Source organism: Halococcus sp. PRR34 (assembly GCF_028617175.1).
Taxonomy (GTDB): domain Archaea; phylum Halobacteriota; class Halobacteria; order Halobacteriales; family Halococcaceae; genus Halococcus; species Halococcus salifodinae.
This window is the reverse complement of record NZ_JAQJDA010000004.1, coordinates 91,510-109,378: the sequence shown is the minus strand read 5'-3', so window position 1 is coordinate 109,378 and position 17,869 is coordinate 91,510. Positions and strand designations below refer to the sequence as shown.

16 protein-coding genes, 1 tRNA gene and 1 other RNA gene are annotated in these 17,869 nt (G+C 65.1%); 7 read left to right on the top strand and 11 right to left on the bottom strand.

Annotation, left to right across the window (positions count from 1 at the left end; genetic code table 11):
- The first annotated feature begins 28 nt into the window (after positions 1-28).
- The gene (locus tag PHA81_RS06965) at positions 29-316 is read left to right on the top strand and encodes a DUF211 domain-containing protein (RefSeq protein ID WP_049910319.1); all 288 of its coding nucleotides are present in this window, start codon (positions 29-31) and stop codon (positions 314-316) included.
- Positions 316-903, top strand: coding sequence for a VIT1/CCC1 transporter family protein (locus PHA81_RS06960; RefSeq protein WP_005045061.1), 588 nt, complete (start codon positions 316-318; stop codon positions 901-903). The genes PHA81_RS06965 and PHA81_RS06960 overlap by 1 nt, the downstream gene beginning before the upstream one ends.
- A 170-nt stretch (positions 904-1,073) precedes the next feature.
- Here PHA81_RS06960 and PHA81_RS06955 read toward each other — a convergent pair whose 3' ends face one another.
- The 3 genes from PHA81_RS06955 to PHA81_RS06945 all read right to left on the bottom strand — a co-directional run bounded on the left by PHA81_RS06955 (position 1,074) and on the right by PHA81_RS06945 (position 4,199).
- Positions 1,074-2,819 carry a Rieske (2Fe-2S) protein gene (locus PHA81_RS06955; protein ID WP_273835997.1) on the bottom strand — a complete coding sequence of 582 codons (1,746 nt, stop codon included), beginning with the start codon at positions 2,817-2,819 and terminating at the stop codon, positions 1,074-1,076.
- A gap of 302 nt (positions 2,820-3,121) precedes the next feature.
- Positions 3,122-3,435, bottom strand: an RNA gene (gene ffs / locus PHA81_RS06950) — signal recognition particle sRNA.
- A gap of 350 nt (positions 3,436-3,785) precedes the next feature.
- The gene (locus PHA81_RS06945) at positions 3,786-4,199 is read right to left on the bottom strand and encodes a hypothetical protein (RefSeq protein WP_273835995.1); all 414 of its coding nucleotides are present in this window, start codon (positions 4,197-4,199) and stop codon (positions 3,786-3,788) included.
- A gap of 102 nt (positions 4,200-4,301) precedes the next feature.
- Here PHA81_RS06945 and PHA81_RS06940 point away from each other — a divergent pair, with 102 nt between their 5' ends.
- Positions 4,302-4,709, top strand: a complete 408-nt coding sequence (locus PHA81_RS06940; protein ID WP_005045056.1) for a DUF5798 family protein — start codon at positions 4,302-4,304, stop codon at positions 4,707-4,709.
- Positions 4,710-4,745: 36 nt separating this feature from the next.
- On the opposite strand, the gene PHA81_RS06935 is transcribed toward PHA81_RS06940, so the two are convergent.
- Both PHA81_RS06935 and PHA81_RS06930 read right to left on the bottom strand, forming a co-directional pair.
- Positions 4,746-5,153, bottom strand: a complete 408-nt coding sequence (locus PHA81_RS06935) for a CoA-binding protein (RefSeq protein ID WP_005045054.1) — start codon at positions 5,151-5,153, stop codon at positions 4,746-4,748.
- Positions 5,154-5,217: 64 nt separating this feature from the next.
- Entirely contained in the window at positions 5,218-6,057 is an 840-nt protein-coding gene (locus PHA81_RS06930; protein ID WP_005045053.1) for a geranylgeranylglycerol-phosphate geranylgeranyltransferase, read from the bottom strand.
- A gap of 88 nt (positions 6,058-6,145) precedes the next feature.
- Here PHA81_RS06930 and PHA81_RS06925 point away from each other — a divergent pair.
- Positions 6,146-6,220, top strand: a tRNA-Arg gene (locus PHA81_RS06925).
- Between the two features lie 275 nt (positions 6,221-6,495).
- Here PHA81_RS06925 and PHA81_RS06920 read toward each other — a convergent pair.
- A complete protein-coding gene (locus PHA81_RS06920) occupies positions 6,496-6,678 on the bottom strand; it encodes a hypothetical protein (protein ID WP_273835990.1) in 183 nt (60 codons plus the stop codon).
- Positions 6,679-6,852: 174 nt separating this feature from the next.
- Here PHA81_RS06920 and PHA81_RS06915 point away from each other — a divergent pair, with 174 nt between their 5' ends.
- The gene (locus PHA81_RS06915) at positions 6,853-7,011 is read left to right on the top strand and encodes a hypothetical protein (protein WP_273835988.1); all 159 of its coding nucleotides are present in this window, start codon (positions 6,853-6,855) and stop codon (positions 7,009-7,011) included.
- Between the two features lie 18 nt (positions 7,012-7,029).
- Here the strand turns inward: PHA81_RS06915 and PHA81_RS06910 are convergent, their stop codons facing one another.
- The 5 genes from PHA81_RS06910 to PHA81_RS06890 all read right to left on the bottom strand — a co-directional run bounded on the left by PHA81_RS06910 (position 7,030) and on the right by PHA81_RS06890 (position 13,365).
- Positions 7,030-7,737: a maleate cis-trans isomerase gene (locus PHA81_RS06910; protein WP_273835987.1), complete on the bottom strand. Its 708-nt coding sequence runs from the start codon at positions 7,735-7,737 to the stop codon at positions 7,030-7,032.
- Positions 7,734-9,419, bottom strand: coding sequence for a hydantoinase B/oxoprolinase family protein (locus PHA81_RS06905; RefSeq protein WP_273835986.1), 1,686 nt, complete (start codon positions 9,417-9,419; stop codon positions 7,734-7,736). The genes PHA81_RS06910 and PHA81_RS06905 overlap by 4 nt, the downstream gene beginning before the upstream one ends.
- A complete protein-coding gene (locus tag PHA81_RS06900) occupies positions 9,416-11,437 on the bottom strand; it encodes a hydantoinase/oxoprolinase family protein (RefSeq protein WP_273836214.1) in 2,022 nt (673 codons plus the stop codon). Before PHA81_RS06900 ends, PHA81_RS06905 begins: the two co-directional genes overlap by 4 nt.
- Before the next feature lie 38 nt (positions 11,438-11,475).
- Positions 11,476-12,684 carry an Nramp family divalent metal transporter gene (locus PHA81_RS06895; protein WP_273835984.1) on the bottom strand — a complete coding sequence of 403 codons (1,209 nt, stop codon included), beginning with the start codon at positions 12,682-12,684 and terminating at the stop codon, positions 11,476-11,478.
- Between the two features lie 132 nt (positions 12,685-12,816).
- A complete protein-coding gene (locus PHA81_RS06890) occupies positions 12,817-13,365 on the bottom strand; it encodes a ribbon-helix-helix protein, CopG family (RefSeq protein WP_273835980.1) in 549 nt (182 codons plus the stop codon).
- Between the two features lie 165 nt (positions 13,366-13,530).
- Here PHA81_RS06890 and PHA81_RS06885 point away from each other — a divergent pair, with 165 nt between their 5' ends.
- Both PHA81_RS06885 and PHA81_RS06880 read left to right on the top strand, forming a co-directional pair.
- A complete protein-coding gene (locus tag PHA81_RS06885) occupies positions 13,531-15,285 on the top strand; it encodes a DNA mismatch repair protein (protein WP_273835977.1) in 1,755 nt (584 codons plus the stop codon).
- A 186-nt stretch (positions 15,286-15,471) separates the two neighbouring features.
- The gene (locus PHA81_RS06880; protein ID WP_273835976.1) at positions 15,472-17,808 is read left to right on the top strand and encodes a DEAD/DEAH box helicase; all 2,337 of its coding nucleotides are present in this window, start codon (positions 15,472-15,474) and stop codon (positions 17,806-17,808) included.
- Positions 17,809-17,869 lie beyond the last annotated feature (61 nt).

Genomic DNA, 17,869 nt, shown 5'->3' with positions numbered 1-17,869 from the left:
TATCATAGCGGCCCCGTATTGTGAACGTATGGCTATGATTCGCCAGCTAGTGCTGGACGTTCTCAAGCCGCATGAACCGACGATGCTCTCGGTCGCCCAGGAGATCGCCGAGACCGACGGCGTCGACGGCGTGAACGCCATTCTCATCGAGATGGACGAGGAGGTTCGTAACATCAAGTTCACCATCGAGGGCGAGGACATCGATTACGACACCGTGACCGGGGTGATCGAGGACACGGGCGCGACGGTCCACTCGGTCGATCAGGTCGCCTGCGGGGACCGTATCGTCGACGAGATGCCGACGCCTCAGGACTGATGAGTGCGGAATCGGACCCGGAGTCGCTGGTAGAGCGGATCGGGACCGACATGATCGGTCCGATCGCCCGGCGGTATTTCGTCTCGAACGGGTTCGACGGCGCGCTCACCGGCGTCGGGGTCACGGTCGGCGCGTATCTCTCGGGGATCGACGACGGGCTCACCGTCATCAGCCTCGGGCTCGGTGCGGCCGTCGGTCTCACCACATCGGGCGTGTGGAGCGTCTGGGAGATCGAGCGTGCGGAGATGCGCGCCGAGATTCAGGAAACCGAAGAGGCGATGCTCACCGACCTGAGTGACACACAGGTCGAGCGTGACAAAATGAGCGACCAGGTCGTCAACGCACTCATGAGCGGCCTGGGACCGCTGCTCGGGCTCGTGGTGCCGCTTACCCCGTTCCTGTTCGAGGGATCGGTGTTCACGCTGTTTCAGGCCACGCTGGCCTCGGTCGCCATGGCGGTCGGTATCCTGTTCACCTTCGGCGCGTACATGGCCTCGATCTCCCGACAGCGGTGGTATGTCGCCGGCATTCGGATGGGGCTCGCTGGCGTCGTCGTCGCGGTGCTCAACGTCTTCCTGCCTGGATAACCGCCTACTTTTTACTTCATCGGGTGCGCTCGCTCGTTTCGCTCACGGGTCGCTTTGCTCCCCGTTCGCTTGGCGGCCCTCGCTTCGCTCATTCCTCGCGCGAGTCGGGCGTCTTCGACGCCCTCCCGCGCGCCACCGTCAAAACATAGCAGATTCTTGACCGACAGCGGCTACTCCACTTCGTGGAGGCGCTCGCCGCGGTGGAGTCTGGTCGCGATCGAGAACGTCTGTTCGGCCGAGCGCCGCGTCGGGAAGTGTGCGGCCATGTATCGCGCACACGCCATCAGCGCCGTTCGCTGTTCGTTCTCCTCGTCAACGACCCCGAACCGGCCGAAGGCTCCCTCCACGTTCTGGAGAGTGTGGAAGTTCGCGTCCTCGCGGAGCAGCCCCCGGCCGAGGGTACGCTTGAGGTCGTCAGGATCGCCGCTGGCGTCGAAGTGTTCGCTCACGAGCGCCGCGGCCTGATTGACCTGGCCCTGTTCGTCGAACGCGTCGAGCAGGTCGGCGCGGATTTCGTCGGGTGCGCGGTCGGACTCGCCCGGATCGGGCACCGGCGCACGCGGCGAGTTGAGGAATCGATCGAGGTAGACCGACATGGCACCGTCGAAACACGCCCGATAGAGTTCGGTCGCGTCGGTCTTTCGGGTCGCGCGGTGGACCGCGTTCGCGTAGGTGAACGTGTGGTGGACGGTGTTCCAGTCGTTGAACTCGTTGTTCGTGGCGAACCACAACACCCGTCGCGTGGCCGCGCGCGCGACTGCGTCCGCGAGCTGGCTCGTCGTCGCCCCCTCCTTGATCGCGTCGGTCAGCGCGTCGATGATCGCCTCAGCGTCCTCCGAGAGCAGCGTCTCGACGAACCCCTCTGGTCGCTCCCAGTCTTTCCCCTCACCGGCCGCCACCAAGTCTGGCAGGAGATCGTTCGCGTCGGCGCAGAGACTGGCGATGTCGACGGGCTGTCGCCACGACGAGAGTTCTTCCGAGCGGGTGGCGTCGGTGATCTGGGCGACCGTCGCGGCGAGCGCGCTCTCGGCGTGCTCGTCCCACCCGAGACGCTCCGTAGTTTCGAGTGCCGTATTGATGAAATCCAGCGTGTGGCCGGTGTTCATGTACCGATGGTCGGTCGCGGCGGCGAAGACGATCTCCGCGACGTCCTTGGGCGGGAGAGAGTCGATCGCGGTGAGCAGACACCGCTCCGCGCCGTCGGTGTCGCGCACCTCGCAGGTGTTCCGGAACCACGACTTGAGCCGGGACTTCGAGAGGTCCTGGTTGTCGAAGGCGTACTGCTGGAAGCGGGGCGGCTCGCCGGCGGAGTCGTCGGCGACCTCGCGAACACCCATAAACATCGCGCGGCGCTTGTCCCGGCCGCCGACGTGCTCGTGGAGGTTCGCCATGCAGCCGAGCGTGGTGAGACCGCGCCCCCACCCCATCGCTCGATACCTGGTGCCGAAGTTGACTGCTGTTTCGAGTGGCGTGTAGAACCCCTCGCCCTCCTCGTCAAGGCCGATAACCGACTTCGCCATCACGAGCGAGATGTTCTCCTGGAGGCCGTCGGCGAGGCGATTGCGTCGTCGGGTCGCGGGCGGCACGTCGGGTTCGGGATCGGGATCGAGATACACCTCGCCGTCGTCGATCTCGGTCGGGAAAGTCTGGACATCGTCGGCGAACAGATCGAACGTGTCGCCCTCCTCCAGTTCGAAGCGCGCGTGGTGCCAGTGACAGGTGAGGATGCCGTCCTCGACGGTGCCGCGAGTGAGCGGAAATCCCATGTGCGGACACCGGTTGTCGACGGCGTAGACCTCGCCCTCGTGGTGAAAGAGTGCGATGGGTCGGCCGTCGCTACTCACGACCTGCCGGCCCTCGTCTTCGAGATCCGACAGCGATGCGACCTGAACGTACTCCGTGTCTTCGACCGCCATGTACGTGTGTTGCTGGCACACCCACAAAACGATTCGCTGAAACGACTTTTAGTTGTCCAGTTGTCTATTTTCGCATGAAGGACGCGTTCGGTAGCCCTCCCAAGCTTCACGCTGTGCAGGTTTCGAACGATAGAGCAGTGCGATTCTGGTGTCCCATTCTCCTGGTGGATGAAGGGCGAGGTCCGAACGGAGTGAGTGGCCGAGGGCTTCGGCAGTGCGGTTGCGGGGCGGTCGGCACGAGTAACCGTACTGCGAACGCCAGCGAAGCGACTAAGCTAACAGATGTGATTGATGAAGTAGTAGATCGGACGGCCCGGGATTGCCCGGCGTTCCGGCACGGGGAGACCCGCGCGCCTTCTCCACCCCGCGACCCGGCGAGCGACGGCTGTCCGGCGGTCCGCTGCTCACTTCCGTGCCTGACGGACTGCCGCCGGTTAACCACGGCGAGTCGTCCCTGCGGACGAGGTGCCGTGGACCGCCGCCCCCGACGGACGAGGCTTCCATGTTGGCTTGCGAGGCCCGTGCCGGTCGGCACGGACGCACCCGGGGTTCGGCCCCCGCTGAAGACCGTATCGCGGGTAACGAGCAGGGCCTAACTGCCCGGCCTAGTCCGGTTTCATCCTTGCCTGCTCGCCCATAAGGACTTTTCGGACCCTACCTCCACCTTTTGCTGTCGCTCGAAAGACGCGAAGCGTCTTTCGCGATGACGAGACGGCGAATCCGTCTCGAACCACGCTCGCTCACTGCGTTCGCTCGCGGGACGATCGCTTGCCGACCGCCCCACGACCGCAACCGTCCCACGACCGCAACCGTCCCACGACCGCAACCGCACGCCCGAAGCCCTCGACACTCCCTGCGGTCGCGTCTCGCCCTTCATCCGCCAGGAGAGCGTTGCTCTCCTGAGCCTCGACTCGCCGTGCTCGTCGAGACGCCAGGCCCGCCCCGCAACCGCACCGCCAAGCCGAACTACACCAGCCCGAGTGCACGGGTGTACCACGCGCTACCGATCGGAACGGCGAGCGAGACCGCGGCGAGCACCCATCGATGGAACGAGACGAGATCGGTCCGCGAGAGCTGGAAGACGATCGCGTCAGGGACCGTCACGGCCCACACGAGCGCGAGCGCCGCGATACAGACGCCAAAGACCAGCGCGACACCGGCGGCGGTCGCCGGATCGGTTCGGTCCGCGCGCCCCGCAGCGAGGGCGATGATCGTGACGGCAGCGAACAGGCCGACGAGGAGCGGGGTCGGCCCGGTGCCAGCGTCGTAGTAGACGCCGACCGCCCCGGCGTCAGCGACGAGATAGGGGGCGACGAGCGCGGCGAGCACGGCGAGGCAGCCGACGATGCCGACCAGCGGGGCGGACCGCGTACCGTCCATACCACGGCTCCGAACGGCGGCGTCTTAATCGCCGCGTTCGACGGGCCTCCGTGACTGCTGTCGAGCACAAAAGCCACGTAGCTCCGTCCCCAGTGACCGGATATGGGACTCGGAACCACGGCCAAGAAGCTCCAGACGGTGACGGAGATGGCCGAAAAGCTGTACACGAAAGTCGACGAACTCAGAACCCAGGTCAACGAAGTCAAGACTCACGTCGAGGCCACGAGCAACCGAGTCGAACGCATCGAACGCGATCTCGACGAACAGCGGGCGATCCTCGACGCGCTCGCCGAGGAGCAGGGGATCGATATCGACGAGCAGGTCGCCGAAGCGACGATCAGAGAGGCCGAGCCCGACCACGCAGCCGACGCGAACGCCGATATCTCGAGCGAAGAGGGGGCCGACGCGGACAACGCCGGAACGGGCGGAGTCGAGGTGAACGAGACCGGAACAGACGAAACAGAGACGGACCGAAGCGGGGCGGAGGGGACCGCCGGAGCCAACCGATAAGTCGGCTCGATCGTCACCCGAAGCCGGGTCGTCGCCTCAACAGAGCCGCCCGTGTTCGACTTTTATGCATTTGTCCTCGACGACCTGCCGACCCGAATCCTCGGCCCGATCGGTCGCTTCCGGGTCGCGGATCCCGAGCTGCGTCCAGATGACGGGTGCATCGTCGCGATCGAGCGCGCTATCGACGATCCCGCTCACCTCGTCGCTCGGACGGAACACGTCGACGATGTCGATCGCTTCGTCGACGTCAGCGAGCGAGTCGGCGGGCTCGCGCCCGAAGATTTCGTCGGCGTAGGGGTTGATCGGGATGACGTCGTAGCCGTGTTCGCGGAGGTAGCGCGGGATCTCGTGGGCGTCCTTACCCGGTGTGGACGAACACCCGACGACAGCCACCGTTTCCAGACCCAGGATCTCGCGGAGTTCGTCGTCGTCAGTCACTGGCATACCCGTTCGGAGGCGATCCGCGGACAAAAACGCACCGCCGATCGGGGTCGTGGCTGTGGCCGATTCAGAGTGCGACCGCGACCCGGCCGACGACGAACGCGGCGGCAGCGAGGAACATCGCGTAGCTCAGATGCTCCTGGCCGGCGGTCGGATCGGCGAAGCTCTCGACTGCGGCGTAGATCATGGCGAGATCCGCGAGCGCGACCACGACGAGATACGGCCAGCCGAACGTCCCCTGGACGTACGGCAGCGGGCTGGCGGCAAGCGCGACCGCGAGCAGCCCGACCGCGAGCCAGAGCGCAGTACGCTCGCCGACGGCGATCGGGAGGGTTTTCAGCCCTTCTTCGCGATCGCCGGCGAGGTCCTCGACATCCTTCACGATCTCGCGGGCTACCGTCGAGAGCGCCGCCAGCGCGAACAGCACGACGACCGCAGCCGTGACCCGTCCGACCGCCGCCGCACCGAACAGAAACGTGCTCCCGCCGAGATAGCCGACGACGGCGTTGCCGACGCCCGGTAGCCCCTTGAACAGCTCCGTGTAGGCGACGAGCGCGAGGAGGTTCACGACCGCGATCGCGACCGCGAGCAGGGGAAGAAAGAGTGAAAGTGCGACTGCGCCGGCGAACAGCACGAGACTGGAGACGAGTGCCTCGCGCGGCGTGACCGCACCGCGCGGGATCGCCCGATCGGGCTGGTTGATCCGGTCGATCTCGCGGTCGAAGTAGTCGTTCATCGTGTTGCCCGCGGCCACGGCGAGGACGGTCGCACCTGCCGCCGCGGCCACCATCGCAGGTCGATCCAGCCCACCGACGACGAACGCACCGATGAACGTCAGCGCGCCCGCAGCGACCGCGTTGATCGGGCGCGTGAGTTCGAACAAGCCACGGGCGCGCTCGCCAGTCATATCTGCGACTCCCGGGGGCTGGCGAATAAAGGGCGCGGAACGCGTCGATCGCGGGGTTTAACTGCGGCTCGCCTGTACCGACGGTCGAGGGCGCTTAGCTCAGTTTGGACAGAGTGTTTGGCTTCGGACCAAATTGTCGCGGGTTCAAATCCTGCAGCGCCCATTCGTTTTTCGAACGGTCCGCATTTGGCCGACGGCGTACGGATGCTTTTAAACGATCCTCCGGCTGTGCGTTTGATTTCATTCGATTATCGAACGCGGTGCCTGCCGTCTTGCGGTTCACAACATCCGAAACGGTGTCTGACCATATAATCAATCGGCGGTTGCGGTAGATTTATATCGGATGACCTACTCTCACGCGCCTTCCACTCGTACTGTACTTTCGCTTGCGGGAGTCGAGATGCTACTGAACGATTCCGTCACCTCTCGATTTGCGTGCTACTCATCGGCGAACACCGCCTTGCGAAGCGACTGCAGCTCGTCGGTCCCGTACACACAGATTCCCTCGGCGAAAATCGTTCGGAGATCGTCGCCGACCCGACGTGCGCTGTCGACTGACTCGACGTACTGTTCGAAGTCGAATCGGTCACCGTTCGACCGCGAGGCGACCGCCGCCGCCATCCTCTCCTCAGAGAACTATCGGGCATGGCTACTCGATACCGAAGACGCTATCGAGCGATTCTCCGAGCGCCGCCAGTTATGGAGGCAAAAAGCCGAGGAAGTCACCAACGAGGCAGAGGCTCTCTCTGAACGCCAGAGGAACATCGAAACTCGCATCGACGAGCTACACTCCGAGTGGGACGGCGCCTTCGAGCATCGATCGACCGAGAGCCAGCCGAACCTCAGCTGAAAGCGGAACTATCCAGCGACGACGAGTTCTACGGCGGCGAGGTTCCCGTCTGGCGGTCCGAGGAGGCAGCCGACAGCGACGACAGTGCCGAATCGACCGTCTAACAGTGGACGACAAGCCCATCAGTGTCGTCGACCGGGAACGGCTTCGGCATCGACGTCGACTGTCCGCAGTGCATCCCACGCTGTGGCTGCGTTGCTGGTGACGACCGGGAGTCCGAGATCGGCTTCGAGTGTCTCCACGACCGACAGGGATGAATAGTTCGTACACGAGACGAAGACGCCATCGGGTTCGTCGACGTCCGCGAGAAGCGCTTTGACCTGTCGGTAGGCGTCTTCAGCCGTGAGCGAGCCGATGGCCGTGTTCGCCTCGATCTCCCGGCCGTCGACGGCGACGACCTCGCGGTCGCTCGCTTCGAGATACTCGACTTCACGCCGTGTGAGGTCGTTCACGTACGGTGTCGCGAGGGCGATACGCTGACACCCGAGCGCATCGAGACACCGCTCGACCGAGAGTGCAGTCGCCACCGTCGGGCAGTCTGCCGTCGCCTCGATTGTCGCTTCCAGTTCGGCGTCGAAGCCGTGTCCGTGCAGCAGGCTGCCGGTCGTACACCCGTAGGCGACGACGTCGACAGCGGCGTCGTTCAGAAGCTCCGCGCAATCGATCGCACGGTCCGCCATCGTATCGAGATCGTCCGCAGTGACGTTTTCCAGCGGCATTCGAGCGGCATGAACGCTCACGCCTGCCGGAGTGGCTGCCGAAAGCTCCGGCTCGGCGGTCGTGTTCGAGGAAGGGACGATCAGTCCGATCCGAGCGCGCCAGCCGTTCATGACTGGTTCTCCATACCCGTCTTGCCGTCCGCACGGTCGCGTGCTTCGAGTGTCTCGTCGCGTTCGTCGGGATCACCATGACCGCCGCCGCCCGGCGTGCGCACAGTTACGGTCGTTCCGGCATCGACCTCGCGAGTCGTCTTTGCTGGCACCGGCTCGTCGTCAATGAAGTTCTCGCCGGTCGCGCCGTCCGCACCGCCAGCGATGCCACGCGGCGGGATTCGGCGGCGCTCGGTGAGCAGCGAGACGGTCGCGTCGGTGCCGAGCGTGACGGAACGTTCGATTCCCAACCCACCACGATACCGTCCGTTCCCACCGCTGCCCGGCCGCAGCGCATACCGCTCGACGGCAAGTGGGTAGGCCGCTTCGAGCGCCTCGACTGGGGTGTTCAACGTGTTCGTCATTCCCACCTGTACGCCGTCCATGCCGTCTTTGCTTGGACGTGCGCCGAAGCCACCGCCGATGGTTTCGTAGTAGGAGAACTCCTCGGCCGTGATCTCGTCATCGCCGTCGGTCCGGCCGCCAATAGTGAGGTTGTTCATCGTCCCCTGACCACCGGCAGGCACCACCTCGGGGGCGGCCTTGGCGAGCGCAGCGAAGGTCACGTCGGTCACGCGCTGGCTCGTCTCGACGTTGCCACCGACGACGGCGGCCGGTGACTCGGGGTTCAACAGCGATTTCGACGGGACATGAACCGAGATCGGGTCGTAACACCCTTGATTCGGTGGTATTTCCGGGTCCGTCACGCACCGGATGACGAAATACACCGCACTTTTGGCCACCGCCAGCGGCGCGTTCAGGTTGCCCGCGACTTGTCCAGCGGTGCCCGTGAAATCGACGGTCGCTTCGCCACCATCGAGTTCGACCGTCACTTCGATTGGAATGTCCACGTCGGTCACACCGTCGCCTTCGAGTGCATCACTGGCTTCCCACGTGCCATCGGGAAGCTCGGAAAGTTCGCTTGCGACCCGGTCGCGCGAGTAGTCGATGACTGCATCGAACGCCGTGAGGAGTTCCTCGTGGCCGTGTTCGTCGAGCAGCGCTCGGAGCCGTTCGCCGCCACGCTCGTTGGCCGCGAGCTGGGCGCGCAGGTCCGCCCAGCGCTCGCGGGAATCGCGAACGTTCGCGAGGATCAGCTCCCGGACGTCCGCGTCGATCTCGCCGCCGTCGACGAGTCGCGTCGGCGGGAGGCGAAGCCCTTCCTGCTGGATGTCGCGCGCGCCGGCCGGCATGCTGCCGGGCGTCATCCCACCCACGTCGGCGTGATGTGCGCGTGAGACCGCATAGCCGACGATTTCCGGGCTGGCCTCAGCATCCAGGCTGGCCTCAGCACATCCGGTCTCCGCTACGGAGATCGGGGAGACCATCGTGATGTCGGGGAGGTGTGTGCCACCCGCGAAGGGGTCGTTGAGCACGAACACGTCGCCCGGCTTGGGCTCGTCGTCGAGCACGGCATCGACCGCCTCGGGCATCGCGCCGAGATGCACGGGGATATGTTCGGCCTGAGCGACGAGCCGTCCGTCCGCATCGAAGAGCGCCGTCGAGCAGTCCCGGCGCTCCTTGATGTTGGGAGAGTACGCGCTCGTGATGAGCACCTCGCCCATCTCCTCGGCGACGCCTTCGAGCTGATTGCGAATGATTTCGAGCGTTACTGCGTCGAGGGTCGATTCGGTATCACTCATGGTTCATCACCCCGTTCGAGAACGAGCGTTCCATCGGTCCCGACCGTTCCGCACCATCCCGGTGGGACGACGACGGTACTTTCGTTCCCTTCACAAATCACCGGTCCAGTCAGTTCGTCCTCGGCGGGAAGCGCTTCACGAGCATAGACCGGCGTTCGGTGTCGCTCGTCACCGAAGACTGCCTCCCGCTGGTCCTTCTGCGGCTCGCCCTCGCCGGCGTACGCGGGGGTCGTCGGTTCGCGTTCGATGGTCGCGGTCGTCCGCAGCGTGACGAGTTCGACCGCGTCGTCCATCCGATAGCCGTAGGCGGTGTCGTGGGCCGTCTGGAAGCGCTCTTCGAGCGCCGTCGGATCGAGCGGCTCCGCGACCGGGACGGTGAGTTCGAAGCTCTGGCCAGCGTACCGACAGTCCGCCGCCCGCTCGATGGACGCGGCGTTCGGGGCAGAAGCGTCCGCTCTGACGCTTTCGGCGAGATCGTCGTAGGCGTTCTCGACCGCGTCGGTGTCGATAGCCGCAAGCGGCGTCCGGTAGGTCTGGACAGCATCGTGTTTCTCGTCGGCCGCCAGCAGCCCGTACGCCGATAGCACGCCGCAGGCACGCGGGACGACGACCCGCTCGATGTCGAGCGCGTCGGCGAGTGCGGTCGCGTGCATCGGCCCTGCACCGCCAAAGGCGACGAGGCCGAACTGCCGCGGATCGTGGCCGCGCTCGACGGTAATCGAGCGAATCGCGCGCGTCATCGTCGCGTTCGCCACCCGATAGACCCCGCGTGCGGCTTCAACTGCATCGTCGAGCCCCGCCTCGGCCGCGAGGCCAGCGAGCGCTTCGTGGGCGGCCACCTCGTCGAGTTCGAGTTCGCCGCCCAGTGCGGAGCTCCCACCGATATAACCGAGCACGACGTTCGCATCGGTCACTGTGGGCGTGGTTCCGCCGCGCCCGTAGCAGGCGGGACCGGGGTTCGCGCCGGCGCTCTCGGGACCGACACGGAGTGCGCCGCCCGCATCCACCCACGCAACCGAGCCGCCACCAGCGCCGACCGTGGTCAGATCGACCATCGGGACGCCGATGGGGCGGTTCCCGATCGTGGCGTCGGTCGTGCGTTCGACCTCGCCATCGCGGACGAGGCTCACGTCCGAGGAGGTCCCGCCCATGTCGAAGGTGATGAGGCCCGCCAGTTCGTCCGCTCGGTCGGCGGCAGTCGTGTCAGCTCCGACGACGCCCGCCGCCGGTCCCGATAGAACGGTGGTAACGGCGTTCTCACGCACGGTCGTCGGGTCGGCGATGCCACCGTTCGACTGCATCACGCGCGGCGTCGATATCCCGTGCTCGTCGGCGCGCGCTTCGAGCTGACCGATGTAGCTATCGATTGCGGGCGTGACGTACGCATCGGCGACCGTGGTTGCAGTGCGTTCGTACTCGCGGAACTCGGCCAGTACCTCGTGGGAGACCGAAACGTGGGCGTCGCACTCCTCGCGGAGGATCTCGGCGACGCGGCGCTCGTTTTCGGGGTGGGCGTAGGCGTGCAGCAGACAGACCGCGACGGACTCGATGTCGTCGGCGAGTTCGTCGGCGAGCGCCCGCACGTCCTCGTCGTCGATCGGCGTCTCGATACCATCGACGGTCGCGCGTTCGGTGAGTTCGTGACGTCGCCGGCGGGGAACCAGCGGCGTCGGCTTTTCGGCGTCGAGATCGTACAGCGCGGGGCGATCCTGACGGCCGATTTCGAGCACGTCGCCGAAGCCCTCGGTCGTGACTAGCGCGGTCTTCGCACCTGTCTCTTCGAGAAGTGCGTTGACCGAGACGGTCATGCCGTGGGCGAACGAGTCGATGTCCGCGGGGTCGATGCCGGCCTCGGCGCAGGCTTTCTCGATGCCCTCGATGACGCCGACGCTCTGGTCGTCGGTGCTCGGCACCTTCGCGGTCGTGAGGTCGTCACCGCTGAGCACCACCACGTCGGTGAACGTGCCACCGACATCGACAGCGAGGCGCACATCGTGATCCTCGATACCGAGGAGCATATCGTGGGTCTCGGCATCGAGGCGGGCTGTATCGTCCATTAGAGCACTCCCGTCACCGTGAGGAACGTCCGGACGCCGAGCCAGACGACGATTATCGTCACGAGACCACCGAGAACGTTCGACACCGTGCCGTTGGTGTACTCGCCGAGTAGTGTATCGGAGTTCATTGCGATGATGAGGAAGACCGCGATGATCGGGAGGAGAATACCGTTGACGACCTGTGCGAACACGATGATTTCGACCGGACTCCCACCAAGAAGGACCGACGAGACGCCCACCAAGAGAATGACACCCCACACCGCCTGAAACCGGGGCGCGGAGAGGTCGGTATCCCACCCGAGCGCGCCCGTGGTGGCGTAGGCACCAGCCAGCGGGGCGGTCGTTGCGCTCGTGAACCCGGCCGCGAACAGTCCGATGCTGAAAAACAGCGTCGCGTACGGACCGGCGATCGGCCGGAGCTGCTCGGCCATCCGCCCGACGTCGGAGATCTCGGTGCCGGTCGGGAACGCAGCCGCCGCCGTCACGAGCACGGCGATAGTGATGAGCCCGCCGATGAGGATCGATAGCACCGTGTCCGTCCGACAGTCGGACAGTTCCGCTGGACCGCTCCAGCGCTCCTGGACGTTGCTCGCGTGCAAGAAGAGGTTGTAGCCGACGACTGTCGTACCGATGAGTCCCGTGATGAGAAACACCGATCCGTCGGGAATCGTCGGGACGAACCCGGCCGCGAGCGCACCGAAGTCCGGGCCGATGAGCGCTGCCGACACGAGAAACGAGATCGCCATAATGGCGACCAGCCCGACGAGCGCGCGCTCAATGAGCTTGTATTTCCCCGTATAGAGGAGCGCTCCGGCCACAACTCCCATCGTGATCCCCCAGATCGTCGAACTCACGCCGGTGATGGTTTCCAACCCGGCCGCCCCGCCGAGGATGTTCCCGGCTTCGTACGCGGCCGTGCCGGCCCCGATGGCAGCAACGACGAGGACGATCGATCCCCATTTGGCGATCGGATTGTCAAACTGATCACGCAACGCTTCGCCAAGCCCCTCACGAGAAACGAGCCCCAGGCGAGCGCTCATCTCCTGAAGGACGATCGTTGCGAGTATCGAAAAGCCGAGCGTCCAGACCAGTGCATAGCCGAAGCGTGCGCCCGTGACGCTCGCCGTCGTGACGGTTCCGGGTCCGATGAACGCCGCCGCGACCATCGCTCCCGGGCCGATCGTCCGCAATCGTTGGATGAGTCCCATTCCCAATCTACCTCACGATAGATCACTACACAATCGGGTGAAAAGGGTTGCTGTGAACGGTGTGCATACAGTATGCAGCCGTATGAACTGGCCAAGCAAGACCACTGCGAACCGGACTCACTGCATCGGTATTCATTCGTGTCGTTCGGTGAGCAACACTTTCGAAACACCCTCGTTGACATCGATGTCGAAGTTGAGCGATGCGGTGCTACGCTCGATGAACCGAAGCATGAACCACTTCATCGACTCCGTCGGAAAGACGACGTGGTAGGTGTCCGCTTCGGTTTCGCGAACCGTGAGAAAACCACAGAACGACAGCCAATCGAGAAGTTCGCCGAGATCGGTGAATCGCTCGTCGTATTCGCTCGTATGATACTCTGCAACGCGATCGGTACACTCCAGAAAGTCGGGGTCGGGATCGCCCGACTCACCCTCAATGTGTTCGAGAAAGCAGTGCAGGAAGTCGACATCGAGAAGGACGTGTTCACCACCAGCGAGCATCTGGTGATACTCTTCCAAGTTGGCACTTGCATCGGCCGTCGCTGCTTCGAAATTTGCCGCATAGAACGTGAGTGCCTGGCGGACGAGCTCGCTTTGTCCGTTCTCTGTGCGGCTAGTGAGCGTTTCGAGGGCGGCACTTGCATCGCTATCCAACGAGACCGTGACGCGGTCGCCAGTCATGGTGCTCCGAACATCCGTACGAACTACACTCTTTCGTCGGTGCTGACCCGCTCTCAGTCCGCGCTCTTGCTCGTCCTTGGCTCGCCAATCACGTGTGCTTCACGCAGGAGCCCGGGGATCACGAGCCAAGCACCTATTTGGGTGCTCGCAGCGGAGCGGGTTTCTATGCACCTCCAGGACTACTGGGGAATCGGCCCGAAGACAGCCTCCCAGCTCGAAGACGGACTCGGCACTGAGCGCGCGATTCGGGCGATCGAATCGATGGATATCGGCGTCCTCGTCGATGCTGGACTCGCCCGCGGGCGGGCAACCCGGATCCTTCGGCACGCCCACGGCGAACAGGGGATGGGGATCCTCACGACGCCGGATGCACGCACCGTCTACAAGGACCTCCTCGCACGGGTCCAAACATACGCTGTCACCGATCACGCGGGCGACCGTATCCGTGTGCTGACACCGCTTACCTCGCGCGACGCTATGGAAGACCGCCTCGACGAGGTGATCCTCGCAACGGACACCTGGGGCGATCTCGACGACGCCACTTGCGAGGAAGTTCTCGACGTCTTCGCCGGCTTCGATGAGATGGGTGGTGGCGATCGGGCCGCGGTCGAGACTGTGCTCGCACTCCAAGACATCGGCGTCAGCATCGGTGTGTTCGCCTCGATCGACGCCATCGATCCCGACGCGCTCGACGATGCCCGCGAAGCGCTCGGCTCCCTCGACACAGAGGGAGGCGAGCCCACCGTTCGCGAAGGCATCGACGACGAACTCGATACGGCCCGCGAGCAGCTCACGGCGGTCGAACAGCTCGAAGCGCAGGGCATCGACGTCATCGAGGCCATCCAATCCGACGGCGTTCGTTCGAGCGAGGAGTTCCGTGAAGCGTTCATCAGTCATGTGGCGAGCGAGACGCCACTCCCGGCACCGCGGGTCCGGGAGGCAACCCCCACCGGGGCTGCCGACGCTACGGATTTCGTGACGCAGGGCCTCCGCGAGCTGCTCGGGACACTCCGCGAATCGGTCGAAGCTCGCGAGCAAGCGGTCGCAGACGAACTGGAGGCCGCACTCGACGACAGCCGCGACGAGATCGAAGCTGCCGTCACCGCAGTGAGCGAGACGGCCTTCCAGCTCTCGCTCGCACGGTTCGTCCGCGCCTACGATCTGACTCGCCCCACGTTCGTCGAGTCGGGTTGTGTTGGGGCTGTGAACGCACGCAACCTCTCGCTCGTCGCGGCCAACGACGATGTGCAGCCAGTCACGTACGCCGTCGGCGACCACGAGTGTGCGGCCGAGGTACCGACCGGGGATCAGGTCACGGTACTCACCGGGGCGAACAGTGGTGGGAAGACCACCCTTTTGGAGACGCTCTGTCAGGTGGTCGTCCTCGCGCACATGGGCTTGCCCGTCCCGGCCGATGAGGCCGAAGTGAGCCGCGTCGACGCCATCGTGTTCCATCGCCGACACGCGAGTTTCAACGCTGGCGTGCTCGAATCCACGCTCCAGACGATCGTGCCGCCGTTGACCGAAAGCAACCGGACGCTGATGCTGGTCGACGAGTTCGAGGCGATCACCGAACCGGGAAGCGCCGCCGACCTGCTGTACGGATTAGTCCGTCTCGCGGTCGATGCGGGAGCCGTCGGCGTCTACGTCACCCACCTCGCGGACGATCTCGAACCCCTGCCGGATCGGGCGCGTACCGACGGCATTTTCGCCAGAGGCCTGCGCGACGATCTGACGCTCGACGTGGATTATCAGCCACAATTCGGGACCGTCGGTCGATCCACGCCGGAGTTCATCGTCTCACGACTGGTGGCGAACGCGAGCGATCGGAGCGAGCGTGCTGGTTTCGAGGCGCTCGCCGACGCCGTCGGCCAAGACATCGTCCAGCAGACGCTGCTCGATGCAGAATGGTCGGGATGAACGGATAGGTGGATCACCGGAAGTGACAAGATCGACTGGCCGACGAGGCTGCTGTTTGCTCCAGTCACGTCACCCGACCCCGAACGAAGAAACCGTGTCACCGACTACTGTCAACAGTAGCCGAGTACATCAGCGAGCGGGGTCCGGGATCGCAACCGTTAGCTCCGCGGACTGCGTACTGATTCTGTGGAGAACACCGTCGCGTGGCTCCGGGACCGGCCGTACTACGATGGGCAGGTGCAGCTCCACCAGCAAGTTTCCGGCCGGTCCGCTACCTTCCGAGATGTCGATGTCGAGTCCCGCCTCGGGAGTGTCCTCACCGACGACGGGATCGAGCAGTTCTACGACCACCAGGCCGCCGCGATCGAAGCCGTCCGCGACGGCCAGAACACCGTCCTCGCGACCCGGACCGCGAGCGGGAAGAGTCTCGCCTACACGGTTCCAGCCTTCGAGCGCGCGCTCGCGGACAGTCGCTGCACGCTCTACATCGCGCCACAGGTCGCGCTCATCAACGATCAGGCCGATACCCTCTCCGAGCTCGCTCACGGCCTCGGCTTCGGCAGCCGCGTCCGCGTCGACCAGTACACCGGCCGCCTCTCGAAATCAGAGAAACGCGACGTCCGCGACCGCCAGCCCACGGTCCTTCTCACGACACCGGATATGCTCCACTACGGGATTCTGCCGCACGCTCGCCGGCTCTGGGACTGGTTCGTCGAGCGGCTCGACACCGTCGTGATCGACGAGGTTCACGAGTACCGTGGGGTGTTCGGCAGCCACGTTTCGCTCGTGCTCCGCCGGCTGGCGCGCGTCTGCGAGGAGTTCGACGCCGATCCCCAGTTCGTCTGCTGTTCGGCCACCATCGGCAATCCCACCGAGCACGCCAGTGCCGTCACCGGCCAGCCTGCCTCCTCGTTCGCGCTGGTCGACGAGGACACGAGTACGACCGGGCCGACCCACTGGCTGTTCTGGAACCCGCCCGAGTACGACGACGAATCCCAGCAGGGCCGCAGCGACAGCAGCGGACGACGACAATCGAGCCATACCGAGACCAAACGGCTGTTCGCGGACCTCGTGAGTCGGGGCTTCCAGACCGTGGCGTTCACGAGCGCCCGTCAGGCCGCCGAACGCTACGCGTCCGAGAGCGCCGACGCTCTCCGCGACCGCGGTCACGGCGACCTCGCCAGCAGCGTCACCGCCTATCAGGCGGCGCTCCCGCAGTCCCGCCGCAACACCATCGAAGACGGGCTTCACGATGGGTCGATCCGCGGCGTCTGGTCGACGAACGCGCTCGAACTCGGGGTCGACATTGGCGAACTCGATGTGGTACTGCTCGACGGCTATCCGGACACGCGAATGTCGACTCACCAGCGTGCCGGGCGGGCAGGCAGGGGCGACGATCCGAGTCTGGTCGTGCTCGTCGCCGGCGAGGATCAACTCGACCAGTACCTGATGGATAACCCCGCGGACTTCTTCGATGGCGACCCCGAACAGGCGGTCGTCAACCCCGCGAACGACCAGCTCATGCCCGATCACGTGCTGAGTGCAGCGCGGGAATCGTGGCTCACGCCCGAGGATCGCGAGCATTTCAGCGAGGCGTTCCCGCCGCTGGTCGCCGATCTCGAAGAGTCGGGTGATCTCGATCGCCGCAGTACGAACGGCGTCGTCCGCTGGACCTACGGCGGCGACGGCAGTCCACAGCACGAGATGAGCCTGCGAACGATCGACGACCGCACCATCCAGCTACGGGACCGCCAGCGCGGCGAGACGGTCGGCCAGCTCCCGTTCGGTGACGGGCTCCGCGACGCTCACCCCGGCGCGATCTACCACCATCAAGGACAAACCTACGAGGTCGCGGAGCTCGATCTCTCACACGACACCGCCGGGCTCGAATCCACGTGGGCGGACTACTACACGCAGGTGCTCCACGACAAGCAGATCACCGTCGAGGAGGATCTCGATGCAGTCACGCTGTCGACCCGCGAGGACGTCACGGTCCGGTTCGCCGAGGTCACGATGCGCAAGCAGATCACGGGCTACGAACGCCGCGACCGGGCCACCGGCGAGTCGCTCGGGCGCTTCTCGCTCGATCTGCCCGAGACCTCGCTCCGAACGCGGGCGCTATACTTCACGGTACCCGAATCGGTCGAGACGGCGATGCGTGCGGCGGACGGCAACTTCGACGGCGGGATCCACGCCGCCGAGCACGCCATGATCGCCATGTTCCCTTTCGAGCTGCTCTGCGATCGACGCGACATCGGCGGGCTCTCGACGCCGCTGCACCCACACACGAACCAGAGCACGATCTTCATCTACGACGGCTATCCCGGCGGTGTCGGGCTCACGAGAGCTGGCTACGACGACATCGAGACGCTGCTGCGCCGAACGCGGGAGATGATCGAGAACTGCTCGTGTGCTGAGGGCTGTCCCGCCTGCGTTCAGTCACCGCACTGCGGGAACGCGAACGATCCACTCGACAAGGGCCTCGCGGTCATGCTGTTGGATCGATTGCTCGATAGTGCGTAGCTGAGAGCCGTGCCGCATCGCGCGAAGGGGACACTATCTTCAGCCAGCGTTCCTCAACAGG

Bases quoted from the DNA above. Each gene is read 5' to 3' on its own strand.
- PHA81_RS06965 (WP_049910319.1), top strand. From the start codon at position 29: ATGGCTATGATTCGCCAGCTAGTGCTGGACGTTCTCAAGCCGCATGAA.
- PHA81_RS06960 (WP_005045061.1), top strand. From the start codon at position 316: ATGAGTGCGGAATCGGACCCGGAGTCGCTGGTAGAGCGGATCGGGACC.
- PHA81_RS06955 (WP_273835997.1), bottom strand. From the start codon at position 2,819: ATGGCGGTCGAAGACACGGAGTACGTTCAGGTCGCATCGCTGTCGGAT.
- PHA81_RS06945 (WP_273835995.1), bottom strand. From the start codon at position 4,199: ATGGACGGTACGCGGTCCGCCCCGCTGGTCGGCATCGTCGGCTGCCTC.
- PHA81_RS06940 (WP_005045056.1), top strand. From the start codon at position 4,302: ATGGGACTCGGAACCACGGCCAAGAAGCTCCAGACGGTGACGGAGATG.
- PHA81_RS06935 (WP_005045054.1), bottom strand. From the start codon at position 5,153: ATGCCAGTGACTGACGACGACGAACTCCGCGAGATCCTGGGTCTGGAA.
- PHA81_RS06930 (WP_005045053.1), bottom strand. From the start codon at position 6,057: ATGACTGGCGAGCGCGCCCGTGGCTTGTTCGAACTCACGCGCCCGATC.
- PHA81_RS06920 (WP_273835990.1), bottom strand. From the start codon at position 6,678: ATGGCGGCGGCGGTCGCCTCGCGGTCGAACGGTGACCGATTCGACTTC.
- PHA81_RS06910 (WP_273835987.1), bottom strand. From the start codon at position 7,737: ATGAACGGCTGGCGCGCTCGGATCGGACTGATCGTCCCTTCCTCGAAC.
- PHA81_RS06905 (WP_273835986.1), bottom strand. From the start codon at position 9,419: ATGAGTGATACCGAATCGACCCTCGACGCAGTAACGCTCGAAATCATT.
- PHA81_RS06900 (WP_273836214.1), bottom strand. From the start codon at position 11,437: ATGCTCCTCGGTATCGAGGATCACGATGTGCGCCTCGCTGTCGATGTC.
- PHA81_RS06895 (WP_273835984.1), bottom strand. From the start codon at position 12,684: ATGGGACTCATCCAACGATTGCGGACGATCGGCCCGGGAGCGATGGTC.
- PHA81_RS06890 (WP_273835980.1), bottom strand. From the start codon at position 13,365: ATGACTGGCGACCGCGTCACGGTCTCGTTGGATAGCGATGCAAGTGCC.
- PHA81_RS06885 (WP_273835977.1), top strand. From the start codon at position 13,531: ATGCACCTCCAGGACTACTGGGGAATCGGCCCGAAGACAGCCTCCCAG.